Origin of the sequence: Blautia sp. Marseille-P3087, from assembly GCF_900120195.1 — a bacterium.
Taxonomy (GTDB): Bacteria; Bacillota; Clostridia; order Lachnospirales; family Lachnospiraceae; genus Blautia_A.
In genome coordinates, this window is sequence record NZ_LT635539.1 from 1,852,974 (window position 1) to 1,867,567 (window position 14,594).

General features: G+C 41.6%; 13 protein-coding genes and 1 pseudogene. All 14 read right to left on the reverse strand.

Going from position 1 to position 14,594, the window contains the following annotated elements:
* Window positions 1–24 precede the first annotated feature (24 nt).
* Window positions 25–1,389 (reverse strand): MFS transporter, encoded by a 1,365-nt coding sequence (locus tag BQ7344_RS08830; RefSeq protein ID WP_072522290.1) that lies wholly within the window; start codon window positions 1,387–1,389, stop codon window positions 25–27.
* 32 nt (window positions 1,390–1,421) lie between these two features.
* A complete protein-coding gene (locus BQ7344_RS08835) occupies window positions 1,422–2,450 on the reverse strand; it encodes a zinc-dependent alcohol dehydrogenase (protein WP_072522291.1) in 1,029 nt (342 codons plus the stop codon).
* Between the two features lie 252 nt (window positions 2,451–2,702).
* Window positions 2,703–3,806: an ROK family transcriptional regulator gene (locus tag BQ7344_RS08840; protein WP_072522292.1), complete on the reverse strand. Its 1,104-nt coding sequence runs from the start codon at window positions 3,804–3,806 to the stop codon at window positions 2,703–2,705.
* Between the two features lie 140 nt (window positions 3,807–3,946).
* Window positions 3,947–5,296, reverse strand: a complete 1,350-nt coding sequence (locus BQ7344_RS16505) for an alpha-galactosidase (protein WP_330392832.1) — start codon at window positions 5,294–5,296, stop codon at window positions 3,947–3,949.
* A gap of 16 nt (window positions 5,297–5,312) precedes the next feature.
* Window positions 5,313–5,894 (reverse strand): glycoside hydrolase family 36 N-terminal domain-containing protein, encoded by a 582-nt coding sequence (locus BQ7344_RS16510; protein WP_235816083.1) that lies wholly within the window; start codon window positions 5,892–5,894, stop codon window positions 5,313–5,315.
* A 29-nt stretch (window positions 5,895–5,923) separates the two neighbouring features.
* Window positions 5,924–6,148 (reverse strand): hypothetical protein, encoded by a 225-nt coding sequence (locus tag BQ7344_RS16515; RefSeq protein ID WP_235816084.1) that lies wholly within the window; start codon window positions 6,146–6,148, stop codon window positions 5,924–5,926.
* A gap of 12 nt (window positions 6,149–6,160) precedes the next feature.
* Window positions 6,161–6,292, reverse strand: a pseudogene (locus BQ7344_RS16815) (DUF624 domain-containing protein); the annotation flags it as partial.
* A 154-nt stretch (window positions 6,293–6,446) separates the two neighbouring features.
* A complete protein-coding gene (locus tag BQ7344_RS08860) occupies window positions 6,447–8,669 on the reverse strand; it encodes an alpha-galactosidase (protein ID WP_072522294.1) in 2,223 nt (740 codons plus the stop codon).
* Between the two features lie 226 nt (window positions 8,670–8,895).
* Window positions 8,896–9,456: a chromate transporter gene (locus tag BQ7344_RS08865; protein ID WP_072522295.1), complete on the reverse strand. Its 561-nt coding sequence runs from the start codon at window positions 9,454–9,456 to the stop codon at window positions 8,896–8,898.
* Complete coding sequence (locus BQ7344_RS08870) at window positions 9,453–10,070, reverse strand: chromate transporter (protein ID WP_072523401.1); 618 nt, start codon at window positions 10,068–10,070, stop codon at window positions 9,453–9,455. Before BQ7344_RS08870 ends, BQ7344_RS08865 begins: the two co-directional genes overlap by 4 nt.
* A gap of 248 nt (window positions 10,071–10,318) precedes the next feature.
* Entirely contained in the window at window positions 10,319–11,533 is a 1,215-nt protein-coding gene (locus tag BQ7344_RS08875) for a carboxynorspermidine decarboxylase (RefSeq protein WP_072522296.1), read from the reverse strand.
* Window positions 11,533–12,792, reverse strand: coding sequence for a saccharopine dehydrogenase family protein (locus BQ7344_RS08880; RefSeq protein ID WP_072522297.1), 1,260 nt, complete (start codon window positions 12,790–12,792; stop codon window positions 11,533–11,535). The genes BQ7344_RS08875 and BQ7344_RS08880 overlap by 1 nt, the downstream gene beginning before the upstream one ends.
* Window positions 12,793–12,877: 85 nt before the next feature.
* Window positions 12,878–13,735 carry an agmatinase gene (speB, locus tag BQ7344_RS08885; RefSeq protein WP_072522298.1) on the reverse strand — a complete coding sequence of 286 codons (858 nt, stop codon included), beginning with the start codon at window positions 13,733–13,735 and terminating at the stop codon, window positions 12,878–12,880.
* 3 nt (window positions 13,736–13,738) lie between these two features.
* Entirely contained in the window at window positions 13,739–14,593 is an 855-nt protein-coding gene (gene speE / locus BQ7344_RS08890) for a polyamine aminopropyltransferase (RefSeq protein WP_015541672.1), read from the reverse strand.
* Between the last annotated feature and the right edge of the window lies 1 nt (window position 14,594).

Genomic DNA, 14,594 nt, shown 5'->3' on the forward strand with positions numbered 1-14,594 from the left:
TTGTTCTGCAAACACCGTCCCCATTCATTGACTTTTTCCTTTTTTCAGATCTTCTACGATTTCGTTATAGCGTTTTTTGTTTAATCGATAAAAGAATAAAACAATTGCCGTAACGATCCACAGAATTCCCGGTATTGTCGAGAATGCATGCTTCATGATTGCAATTACTTCCGGATTCTGTGCCTGATTTGCTATATAACCATATTTTCCAAGCAATGCTGCGAGAAGCGCGGTGCCAATCGCCATTCCGATTTTATTTCCAAGAGAAACAAAAGCATACTGGAATCCATCATTTCTAAGTCCCGTCTTCCATTCACCATATTCCACACAATCCGGAATAATTGCATAAATTGCTGTATTAAACCCAGAGAAAAAAAACTGTGTAATCCCTGCAAGCGCATAAAATGCAACTGGTGATTCTTTGACATTAAAGAAGTACATTGCCAGCATTGCAATACCTGTGAGTAACGCAAAAATCGATGCAGTTCTTCCTTTATTATTCAGCTTCCGAAATACTGGCTGAAAGCATGCCGCACCAATAATGGACGGAATGATAATACACATAGAATATGTTGTATAATAAGAGGCATTTCCCTCTACATAAGTAAAATAATATAAAATATCTGCATTTCTTCCATATAATGTAAATCCAAACAATACCTGCCCAACCAAAGCCAGAAGATATGGTTTGTTCTGCATAACTGCTTTCAACTGTACTTTTAATGAGATTTTTTCTTTCTCAGGAATTACTACCTGTTCTTTTGTCTTTGCGAAACAGAAGAAATGACAGGCAGCAAAGATGCCTCCATAAATGATTGCAACTAACAGATAACCACTCTTTGCGCTGTTGCTTCCTAGCTTACTGATCAGGGGAACTGTAACAATATTAATGATTCCTATCGCAATCATTGCTGACACAGAACGGGAAGTATTAATCTTGGCACGCTCATCAATATCCTGTGTCATAGCACCACAGAGTGTTCCATATGGAATATTTACACAGGTATAACCTAATACCAGGAGGCAATAGGTTATCACCATATAGATAATCTTCGCTGTATTTGACCAGTCTGGATGTGCCCAGAAAGAAAGCACCAGAAGAATTGCTGTAATAGGCGCAGCTACAAGAAGCCATGGACGATATCTTCCCCATCTTGTATGCGTCTTATCCGTCAGACCGCCTACGATTGGATCATTGATCGCATCCCAGAATCTTGAAAAGAGCATCAGGGCTGACACTGCAGCCATACTGATTCCAAACACGTCTGTATAAAAAATCATCAGAAAATTACTGACAAACATCCAGCTGAAATTACAGCCTACATCTCCAAATCCATATGCGATCTTACTGATCAGTGGCACTTTCCCATTATTACTTTCGTTCCCCATATCTTCCTCCCTGTCAGAATGTTGTTGGAATTCTATTTTTCCTGAACGTTAATGATAACCTTCATGGTAGTCTCGCGGTTGTCATCAATATACTGATATGCCTTCAGATAATCCTTAAATGCAAATGTTTTGGATATCAAAGGTCTTAAATGTACCTTTTCATCATTTACAAGTGTGATTCCATCGATATAATCATCGTGACGATACATCATAGTACTCTTAATATCCAGTTCATGATCATTTGCGACTGCAAGATCAATTGATGCCATGCCTGCAAATACAGCTACCAGAACAATCACGCTTCCTTTTCTTGCATATTTGATAGCCTGTCCCATTGTGATATTATTTCCTGCACAATCATAGATCACATCCGCTTTATCCGGTCCAAATGCTTCAACCATTGCCTCCCCGAAATCTTTCTCTTTTGTATTTACACATACATCAATGCCGCATTCCTTCGCTTTATCCAGACGAAGATCACTGACATCAGTAATCATAACCTTTGCTGCTCCCATTCCTTTCGCAGCCTGTGCAACCAGATTTCCAATCGGACCAGCACCAAGAACTGCAATGTTCATTCCTTTTACATCGCCCATTTGCTTCACAGCATGTACAGCTACAGCAAGAGGCTCGATCATTGCACCTTCTTCATAAGACATCTCTTCCGGAAGCAGTGTTACCTTGGATGCATCTACTGCAAAATACTCTGAAGCAGTTCCTGTTGTCTGGAATCCCATAACCTTCAATTCTTCGCAAAGATTGTATTTTCCGTGACGACATGGATAGCAGTGTCCGCAATAAACCTGCGGTTCAATTGTTACTTTCTGTCCCTCCCGAAAAACTGAAGCATCTTTTCCAACTTTTACGATTTCTCCTGATACTTCATGTCCCTGCGTAACCGGATATTTGGTAAATGGATGTTTTCCATGATATACATGAATATCAGATCCACAGATTCCAATGTTCATGATCTTGACCAATACCTGATCATCTTTTATTTCTGGAACCGGAACTTCTCTGAAAATAATTTCTCCTGGATTTGTCATTACCTGCTGTAGCATAATTAATTCCTCCTTTATTTATTATCTTTTATTAATCGTTTTATTAAAGTAATTACATTATTATTCACTTGCCAGTATTTGTCAATATCCTTTTATTCACTTCTGCCTATTGCACAAGTTTGTTCCTCTGATTTTATGCATTTTTACTACAATATTAAGGAGTAATTTCCTTCAAAGCAAAAAATCCAGAAAGAAAACACTCTTTTCTGTGTTTTCTCTCTGGATTTTAAATTTATGATGCTGACATCATGATTATATATTTTTTATAAATTCCTGCAGGAAATGCTTTGCCGCCCCCACTGCAGATGCCTCTCTCTTGTAAGAACACATTTTCAGATATCGCACATCATGGTCGAAACCATTATATTCCATTACTTTTTCTCCTAATGGAATCATATACTCTGTAAGATATCCTCCAATTTCACCTCCCAGAATAATATCCATATCATATGCCATTCGTAAATTTGATATCAAAATTGCCAGATTTTTCAAATATTCCTGCCAGAGGTCTTCTGCTTTGGTTTCCTTATTTTCCAAACTCTTCATAAACTCTTCCAGTGTCTGGCATGTTTCATCTGTCAATGCACTCGCTGCACAATAAGCATCCGCACATCCCAGCTTTCCGCAATAACATTGCTTTCCTTCCGGGACCAGAATCATATGCCCAAATTCACCGGCTTTCTGATTCTCTCCCTGTATTAATTTTCCATCAATACAAAATGCTCCACCAAGAGTATTATTCAGAGACAGATACAGTGCATTTTTATATCTGTCTAAATCTTCTGCCATCATTGCTGCATTTGCATCGTTCACAAAATATACAGGAAGCGAGAATGTCTGCTCAAGAAAACCAAGACCATAGTTTTCTAATTGAAGCGCATGTGATTTGATCAGTATTCCATCACCTGGCTTTATAATTCCCGGAACAGAAATACCAATTCCAAGAATTCTGTCCTGATTTTCTACATCTGCAAGAAAATGATGCAGTTCTTCTCTGAGCCGTGAATAATAAGAAGCTTCTGTTGAAAATTCCAGCCGGATTCTTTTATACTTTTCAATTTCGGATTTCAGATTTACAAGCACAAACTCTACATGTTTTGCAGTAATTCTAATTCCAACTGCATAACGATATGCAGGATTGATACTGATCATTTTTGCTTTTCGTCCGCCTGTAGATTCATACTCTCCCATTTCAACTGCAATTCCACTGGCAAGCAGCTCATTTACATTAGACAAGACCGTTGGCATACTGAGATTCAGATTCCTGGACAATTCCACTTTAGACGTTGCCTTATGATTTATAATATAATTGATAATTTGAAATTTTGTACTGTTTTTCTTTTCCGTTCCAGCCATCTCAAAGTTTCCTTTTATAAAATATTTTATAAAAGAATCTTACCTTTTCCGAATGGATTTGTAAAGTCACTTTTGTACAAAAAACATTATACTCCGCTTATTCCTCTCCAAGATAATATCTGCCATACGCATCTGCTGCCTTAATTGCTGCAAATACACTCTCCGGTGTAACTGTAAATGGCATATTGTGAAGTGTATCCCCTTCTGCACAGGGCGGCTTTGGCAACTTCCATCAGGGTATCAAAGCAAAGCTCTGCAGGTGCCATAGCAGCACCTGTATACACTTTTCCAGTAACAACATCTTCATATTTCATATCTGCATCCAGACCCTGTGGGTAGAACAGATAGATATGTGGATTTGCTTCGCTGTGAAGTCTGACTCCGCATACAACAGTCTCTTTCTTATCCTTGGAAACAAACTGCCAGAGCACATGGTTGTTATTTTCAAATGGATTCACAAGACGATAGTAATCCCCGGTCTGCACCAGATGTTCCATCTCTTTATATTTCAGAATCTGCTCTCTTGCAATCTTTTTCTCTTCTTCAGACATCTTTATCAGATCCAGCTCGTATCCGAAAGTTCCTGCTGATGCTACGATTCCTCTTGTCTCAAACGGTGTGATTCTTCCGGACTGGTGGTTCGGACATACACTCACGTGAGACCCCATTGCACTGATCGGATATCCAAAAGATGTACCGTACTGAATCTTCAGTCTGTCGATTGCATCTGTATTGTCACTGCACCAGATCTGCGGAGAGTAATAAAGCATTCCGGCTTCAAATCTTCCGCCACCGCCAGAGCAGCCCTCAAATAAAAGATCCGGATATCTCTGAACGAGACTTTCCATCATTTCGTAAACTGCAAGAACATATCTATGATAAACCTCTCCCTGACACTCTCGCGGAAGTGCTGCTGAGAAGACATTATCTACGCTGCGGTTCATATCCCATTTCACATAATCCACTTTGCATGCATCCAGAACACTGAATATCTGATTCATGACATGATCACGAACTTCTTTTCTTGTAATGTCCAGATTCAACTGATGACGGCTTCTGTTCATGGCACGTCCCGGAATTTTTAATGCCCAGTCTGGATGTTCTCTGTAAAGATCACTGTCCTCATTGATCATCTCAGGCTCCACCCAGAGTCCAAATTTCAAGCCGAGACCATGGATTCTCTCTGCAAGTGCCGGAAGTCCGCCTTTGATCTTCTCTTCGTTTACTACCCAGTCGCCAAGTGCACAGAAATCATTGTCTCGCTTGCCAAACCAGCCATCATCCAGAACAAACATATCAAGACCGATATTTTTCGCCTCTTCTGCGATATGATACAGCTTATCTGCGTCAAAATCAAAGTATGTAGCTTCCCAGTTATTTACCAGGATCGGTCTCGGCTGCTCCACATATTTACTGCGGATCAGGTTGCTTCTGTATGCATCATGATAATTTCTGGAAAGCTTTCCAAAACCTTCTGCGGAATATGTCATGATCACTTCCGGAGTCTCAAAAATGTCTCCGTTTTCCAGAGTCCATCTCCATGGACATTGCTTTTTTTACTGTGACCGGTGCGGTACCTGTATTTTCCAGGCGTACTGCTCTTGTGATCACATCAAGCTGCGGAAATACTCCATAAAGAAGATGCGCACGCAATCCGCTTGCATGGTCTTTCAGAACGATTTCCAGTGTTTCTGCCTCATCTTCCTTTGCAAACATTGCCGGAAGTCCCTCGAGGCTGTATTTACCTTTTGAGATCTCATAGGATTCATATTTCAGATTTGCAGTGTCACTTCCGTCCGCCTGCTCTGTCTCCAGACCATTGATACGATAGTCTCCATTTCCATATGCTGTATATTCCTGTGGAAGTGTATCCAGGGAAAATGTCTTATCTTTTCCTGCTTCATAAGGATTTCCGGAAAATCCTCTGTCCACACCAATGATTCTGTCTGTGATGAGTGTATCTCCTACCGGACTTCCATAATACAGATGAACCAGAGTATCATACTCTCTTACCTGCATCTGATAAGTGCTGTTTTTTGTTTTTAACTCAAATACTTTTTCTTTTTCGTGATACTTAATCCATTCCATAATCTGTACCTCTCGTTTATAAAATATTTTTAGAAGACGTATTGATCCGGTTCTGTATCTTTCACAAACTCTTCCCCGTCATCCTGGGCAAAATACGGGCGGAACAATTTCCACATAAACCATGAATCTGCATAAGCTGTCAGTGAAAATCCCACCATCGGCCAGATCAGCATATATACCGGGAAAAGTTTGGCGTCTACAAGTGTCATTGTCATTGGCAGGATTGTAATCACTGCCAGAGCGCTTTTTTCCATATGGATCAGCACTCCGGCTGCCAGCATCAGAATCCAGATAAGTGTCGACTGTTTAAAATTCTGTTTGAAACTCCTAAAAAAGTCATGAATTACTCTGATATCTCCATCTTTATGGAGCTTTAATGTACAGTAGAATAATGCAATGGTCGATGCCCCTGCCTTTTATCACTTTTAATCATTTATTTTTTTAAAGTTTACCACCTGATGTTGCAATACCTTCGATGAACTGCTTCTGGAAGATCAAATAATGAAAAGCAGATAGATGATCCTGTGTGATCATCTATCTGCTTTTTTATCTCTACTCTGCAGTTAAAACATAGATTCTGGATTCATAGTCAGTACAAGGCAGATCTTCGTTTGTCGGTTCTCCTGCCGTCACATCTGTAGTAAGTAACCCCAGATTCATCAGTTCATCTCCATAGTTCTCAGTTCCGTTATACTCATTTTTATAAATAAGATCCGGATCCAGTCCCTGCAGGCGAACTCTGGTGAACTCTGCATTTACAACATTTCTCTCTCTGTACCAGAATACAAGTGCTTTTCTCTTATCCTCGCTTACAGTCATCCACACTGTCTCATTTCCGTCAAACGGACTCTTAAGTCTGTAGAAGTTTCCAAATTGGATAAGCTCTCTGTATTCTTTCATAAATACGATCTGTGCTTTTACCTCTGCGATTTCCTCATCTGTTAATTTATTCAGATCCAGTTCATATCCAAAGGTTCCAAAGTACGCTACATTTGCCCGAGTATGCAATGATGTGATTCGGTTTAACTGATGATTCGGAACTACCGAAACATGGCTTCCCATAGAACTTATCGGATAGCACATGCTGGTTCCATACTGAATCCTTACACGCTCCGCCGCATCAGTATCATCACTGATCCATCCCTGTGGTGCATAATAAAGCATTCCCGGATCAAATCTTCCCCCGCCGCTTGCACAGGATTCAAACAGAATCTGTGGAAAAGCAGTGGTTAATCTGTCATACAAATTATAAACTCCCAGAATATATCTGTGAAATACCTCCCCCTGACGATCTGCCGGAAGTGCCACAGAATAGCATTCGGTAATGCTTCTGTTCATATCCCATTTGATGTAAGATATTTTTGACTCTGAAAGTATCTTGTACATCATATCATAAATGCAGTCCACAACTTCTTTTCTGGAAAAATCCAGTACATACTGATTTCTACCGTGGCAGGAAGCTCTCTGAGGTGCATGCAGAATCCAGTCCGGATGTGCACGGTAAAGATCAGAATCTTTATTTACCATTTCAGGTTCAAACCACAGTCCGAATTTCATTCCCATTTCTTCTATACGGTCTGCCAGACCTTTGATTCCAAATGGTAACCTCTCTTTATTCGCTACCCAGTCACCCAGTCCCGTATAATCATTGCTTCTCTTTCCAAACCAGCCATCATCCAGAACGAACAGCTCTACTCCACATTCTTTCGCTTTTGCTGCTATCTCAACCAGCCGGTCTTCCGTAAAATCAAAATAAGTTGCCTCCCAATTATTATTGAGAACCGGTCTTGGCCGGTCTCTCCAATAGCCTCTCACCAGTCTCTTCTGATATAATTTATGGAAAGTCTGGCTCATTCCATTTAATCCCTGATTTGAAAATACTACCACTGCTTCCGGCGTCTGAAAGCTTTCACCACAGTCCAGCTTCCAGTCAAAATTCTGCGGATTGATACCTGTTGTAACACGAGTTGTATTATGCGTATCCACCTCTGCCTGCATTCTGTGATTTCCACTGTAAATTAGAGAGAATCCCATGACTTCCCCGGATGTTTCAGTTGTCGATGGCCGTCTCAACACAATAAACGGATTATGCTCGTGTGAAGAATTTCCTCTGATGCTGCCAACTGCCTGAATTCCCTGTTCAAGTTTACGTTCTATGATATGGCGTTCCCTTGCCCATACACCAGAAAACTGCATCCACACATAATCACTGTCCGGCAGATCAAGACTAAGACTCATTGCATTTAACAAGTGTACTGGAGCGATTCCCTCATTGATAAATCTGGCACTTCTGGCCAGAATGCCTTTTCCGGAAAAAATGCTATAGAGAAGCTCCAGCACTATGCCTGTCACCTCATCCTTCAGTCGCAGACACAGAGTCTGGGCTTCCTCTGGTTCTTCCACATAAGTAGCCGGAAGACCTGCAAGCTCCGGTTTGCCATCTGTGATCTCGTGACTGATATATTTAAATTCTGAGATTCTGCTTCCATTCTCCTGCAGGATCTCAACAGCAGGATTACGATAATCAGATGTTCCGTATACCGGATACTCCAATTTCAGATGTTCAAGTGAATATTTGCGGTTTCCCTCATAGACACACGCTGTCATCGGTCTCTGCTTTGATTCGATCAAATATGAAAAATCTTCTCTGTCATGAATTTTTTTACCAAAATACAAATTTCCGATATGTCCATTTGAAAGCACACAAATGATATAGCTGATCTCCTCATTAAACAGATGAAATGTTTTTGATCCTTCGTGGAAAATAATACTCATATCCTTTCCTCCGTCACTTTGAAATTATCAATATGATATATTAATTATTATCGTATGTCCATCGTTATAACACTGCTTCCAGTATTTATAGGTCTGTTTTTATGGAATCAGTTGCCAGATTCTCATTTAGTATGGTCTGACCGTTTCAACTGGCGTATTTGAAATTGTTTCAGGATTCTTTGGAAGCCTGATTGTAGCTGTTATTGTTGCAAAACTAACTACTGAGTTATCTTTGTAAAAACGACAACCCCAGTTTCATAATCCCTGCGAAAACCATAACCCCTATAGGATTCATCTTTAATTTTTGCAGCAATGCAAAACATATCACAAAAATTATCATCAGACTCCAATTTGTATTTATCAATTTAATGGCTGCATTCCCCCAGAATGCAGTTATTAAAATTGATATACCTGCAGAAGCGATCATCGCTATGACTGCCGGTCTTAAGGCATTCAATATTCCCTGCAGCATTCCCATTTTTCTATACTTCAAATATACTTTCGCAATGATCATAACGATCACACAGGATGGCAGGACACATCCTCCTGTAGCTACAATTGCTCCCGGAATCCCTGCAATTTTGATCCCAACAAAAGTCGCCGCATTTATTGAGATTGGCCCCGGAGTCATCTGAGAGAGCGTAACCAGATCTGTAAATTCTGATATATCCAGCCAGTGATGGATAGTCACCACCTGTTCCTGGATCAGCGGCATTGCCGCATATCCACCTCCAAAGCTGAACATTCCCACCTGCAAAAAACTTACAAACAAATATAAATAGATCATTTCTCTCCTCCCTTCTTTGAAAGGAAGGTTCTGATTACACCAATCATTCCACAGACAATGATTATATATACAACATTGATCTTATATACGCACGAAGCTGCAAATGCTCCAGCCATGATCAATAGCGAAATCTTGTCTTTTTCCTGTGCAATTCCCACACCCATTTCATAAACCACTGATGCAATCACAGCTCCAACACCAGCCTGCATTCCTTCAAGTATCTGACTGATAAAATAACTGTCACTGAAAGAATGATAACCAACTGATATCACGGAAATGATCAGAAACGGTGGAATGATCGTTCCCAGGATTGCGGTCACAGCACCCAAGATCCCAGCCAGTTTATATCCAATAACAATTGCACCATTTACTGCGATCGGCCCTGGTGAAGATTGGGCAATTGCAACCAGATCCAGCATTTCATTCTCATCGATCCAATGATAATCATCCACAAATTTCTTTTTCATCAAGGTCACGATCACATAGCCGCCGCCAAATGTAAATGTGCTGAGATATAAACATGAAAAAAATAATTTTCGTAGTATACTTTTCTTATTTTTCACAAGTTTTCCCCTTCTCAATCTTATACTTTCATATGAACTCTCGTAATTCATATCTAGTATACCAGAATTCGGTTCATAAAGAAAAGCCCCTGGCATTTTGCCACAGACTTTCTTCTTATTTATGGAAGATATTTCACAGCCTCATCTTTAGAAATTACTCTCTTTTCTGTTTGTCTGCTCTCTGCCAGTCCCAGAACTACCTGATTTTCTCCGTCATGAGCAGTTAATCCGCTGACATGCACTCGAGAACAAAGCGGACAAGTCCGCTTCAAACTCCCTTTACATAAAAAAGGAAGCCGTTATTCACGGCTTCCAAGTCTTTCCTTAAAATCCATATAACCAAAATCTGTAAGCTGCTGCATCGTATTGTCAGCACGTCTGAGCCAGATATCCGGCAATGGCATTCCATTAAATGTATTGTTTTTGCAGGTAGTATAGATGGCCATATCTCCAAACATAAGGATATCTCCGTATTCCGGGAACTGCCTGAATTTATAATCCCCGATCACATCTCCTGACAGGCAGGTCGGTCCTCCAAGGCGAACTGTAATCCCGTTTTCTTCTGTCTCATCTGTTCCCAAAAGCGGTGGAAGATAAGGCATTTCCAGTACATCCGGCATATGACAGGCTGCGCTGGCATCTACGATCGCGATCTGTGTCTCTCCGTTTTTCAGGACATCCAGTACGCTGGTCAGCAGAAAGCCTGCATTTAATGCCCACGCTTCTCCGGGTTCAAGATAAACCTCTGCCTTCCATTCCTCTTGTACCATCCGGATACAGCGTTCCAGTCGTTCAATATCATAGCCTGGTCTTGTAATATGGTGGCCGCCGCCAAAATTGATCCACTTCATTCTGGAAGCGAGATCACCAAAATGCTTCTTTACGGAAACAAGCGTTGTCTCCAGATCATCGGAATCCTGCTCACAGAGAGTATGGAAATGAAGTCCGTCGAGTAAATCCAACAGTTCAGGATTTTTCTGAAATGCTTCATCCCACTGTGCTCTTGTTGTACCCATACGGCTTCCCGAAGCACAGGGATCATAGATATCGTGTCCTTCCTGGGTAGAACATTCCGGATTGATCCGCAGTCCGACGCTCTTTCCTGCTTCCTTTGCCCTTACACCAAAACGCAGAAGCTGAGAGGGTGAATTAAACACAATATGATCCGCATACTGAAGAAGTTCTTCAAATTCATCAGCCCGGTAGCCTGCACAGAATACATGAACCTCTTTTCCCGGCATTTCCTCTGCTCCAAGCCGTGCCTCAAACAGCCCGCTTGCCTCTGTTCCTGCAAGATATGGTTCAAAAAAACGATAGCAGTCATAATTGCTGAACGCTTTCTGTGCCAAAAGCATCTTACATCCTGTCCGTTCAGATACTTCACCGAGCAGCTTTGCATTTTTTATAAGTGCTTTTTCATCCAGAATGTAGCAGGGTGTTTTTATGTTCTGGAATTCCGGCGGAATGATTCCGCCGGTGGCTGTAAACGGAGCTCTTTTATCCAATCCTTCCATCAGTCTACCAGCTTCGGATCATAACTTTCACTGCGTGGCAGACCATAACGGTCAAGAGCATCCAGGAACGGATCCGGATCAAATTCTTCTACGGTATATACACCTGGTCTGATCCATTTTCCTGTCAGCATCATAAGTGCTCCGCACATTGCCGGAACACCTGTTGTATAGCTGATTGCCTGACTTCCTACTTCGTGATAGCATTCCTGATGATCACATACATTGTAGATATAGTATGTTTTTTCTTTTCCGTCTTTTACACCGGTAAAGATACAGCCAATATTTGTTTTTCCTTTTGTACGTGGTCCAAGGCTTGCCGGATCCGGAAGCAGTGCTTTCAAAAACTGGATCGGAACAATTTCCTGTCCATTGTACTGGATCGGTGTTGTAGAAAGCATTCCTACATCTTCAAGACAACGCATGTGATCCAGATAGCTCTGTCCAAAAGTCATGAAGAAACGGATACGTTTTACACCTGGGATTGTTTTTGCAAGAGACTCAATCTCTTCATGGTGGAGCAGATACATATCCTTGTCGCCAACCTGGTCGAAGTTATATTCTCTCTTGATATCCATCGGCGGGATTTCCACCCAGTGTCCATCTTCCCAGTAGCTTCCCGGTGCACTTACCTCACGAAGATTGATCTCCGGATTAAAGTTTGTCGCAAATGCATATCCATGATCACCGCCGTTGCAGTCCAGGATATCAATTGTATCAATCTGGTCAAATTCATGCTTTAATGCATAGGCACAATAAGCCTGTGTAACACCCGGGTCAAATCCACATCCAAGAAGTGCTGTAAGTCCTGCATCTTCGAATTTTTTACGGTATGCCCACTGCCAGGAATAATCAAAGTATGCGGAAAAGCCTTCTTCTTTGCAGCGTTTTTCATAGATGGCACGCCACTCTGGATCATCGGTATCTTCCGGCTCATAGTTTGCTGTATCCATATAATTTACGCCACATGCCAGACACGCATCCATGATTGTCAGATCCTGATAAGGAAGGGCGATGTTCATTACCAGATCCGGTTTATAGCTGTTGATCAGTTCGATCAGCTGATCTACATCATCTGCATCCACCTTAGCTGTAGTAAGGACAGTTTTTGTCTTTCCTTTCAGTTTTTCTACAAGCGCATCACATTTTTCCTTTGTACGGCTTGCAATACACATTTCTGTAAATACCTCATCAACCTGGCAACATTTCTGAATTGCCACACTGGCTACTCCACCGCAGCCGATCACTAATACTCTGCTCATAATTCTTCTCCTTTTTATGTTGATATGTTACTGTTTTCTCTTAATGTTGTTTTATGATGTCGGGACTTTTGACCCTGGTATCATTCTATTTTGCAATTGCCAGAAGCAGTTCACGAAGAACCTTGCAGGCTGTTGCAGTTGAAACACCACTCGCATCCAGCATGGGTGCAAGTTCATTGACATCTGCCCCTACCACATTTGCCTGAGAAACGGTACGGATTGCTTTAAGAAGCTCTAAAAAGCTCACACCTCCCGCCTCCGGAGTTCCTGTCCCCGGAAATACCGATGGATCCAGGCAGTCCAGATCAATTGTAAAATATACCGGAACCTGTTTCTCTTTCAGTTCTCTGATGGTCTCTTCCAGTCCTTCAAAAGTAAACGGATGAAAATCTGTATGTCTGGAAGCAAACTGAAATTCTTCCCTCTCTCCGCTTCGGATACAGAACTGATGGATATGGCCATCTCCCACAATTTCATGGCATCTGCGAAGAACACAGGCATGACTTAATTTTGCTCCGAGATAATCATCTCTTAAATCTGCATGAGCATCAAAATGGATAATATGAAGATCCGGATATTTTGCGGCTACAGCACGCACCGCTGCCAGTGTTACCAGATGTTCTCCTCCAAGAAGCAACGGGAATTTTCCTGCTCCCAGGATTTCTTCTGCTCTCTTTTCAATGTCTGAAAGTGCCATTTCACTGCTGCCAAAGCAAAGCTCCAGATCCCCGCTGTCAAATACGCTGATGTCCATAAGATCTTTATCCTGATACGGACTGTAGGTCTCCAGGCCAAAGCTCTCATGGCGCATGGCTGATGGGCCAAATCGGGCACCCGGACGAAAACTTGTTGTAGAATCAAACGGTGCACCATAAAGAACAATGGATGCTTCCTCAAAACTGCTTTCGCAGCCGATAAAGGTTTCTATATTAGGTAAAATCATAAATTAATCCTCCACTTCTTTCAGCATGTCTTCCAGAAAAGCCGGAAGATAAAATGCCCCTTTATGGAGTCTGGTCGTATAGTAGCGTGTACGAAGATTTAATGCGTTCCAGGCCTCTGCATCCAGATCATCTACCGGATGATATTTTTTACTTGCAAATCCGAACAGCCAGTAACCTGCAGCAAAGGTTGGAATATGTGCCTGATAAACACGGCTGATCTGGAAGGTACTGGCAATCCTTTTATGGCTGCGCTGCATGGCATGTGCATCTTCTGCATAAAACGGGCTTCCCTGCTGGTTTACCATAATCCCGTCATCCTTCAGTGCATTATAACAGTTTCCGTAAAATTCACGGGTAAACAATCCTTCAGACGGACCAAACGGATCAGAGGAATCCACGATGATAAGATCATATTTTGCTTCACATCTTCGGATAAATCTCAGCGCATTTTCATAATGAAGATGAACTCTTCTGTCATCCAATCTGCAGGCATTTCCCGGAAGATAGGCACGACAGGCCTCAACAACCATAGGATCCATTTCTACAAGATCAATATGACGTACTCTGTCATATCTGGTCAGTTCACGGACAACGCCACCATCTCCGGCACCGATCACCAGAATATCTTTTGCTTCTTTATGGACCGACATCGGCACATGCGTGATCATCTCATCATAAATAAATTCGTCACGCTCTGTCAGCATTACATTTCCGTCCAGAGTCAGCACACGGCCGAATTCCGGTGTCTCAAAAATATCAATTCTCTGATACTCACTCTGTCTGGAATAAAGATGGCGGTTTACCCGGATACTGTGTTTCACATCCGGTGTATGAAATTCTGAAAACCACATTTCCATT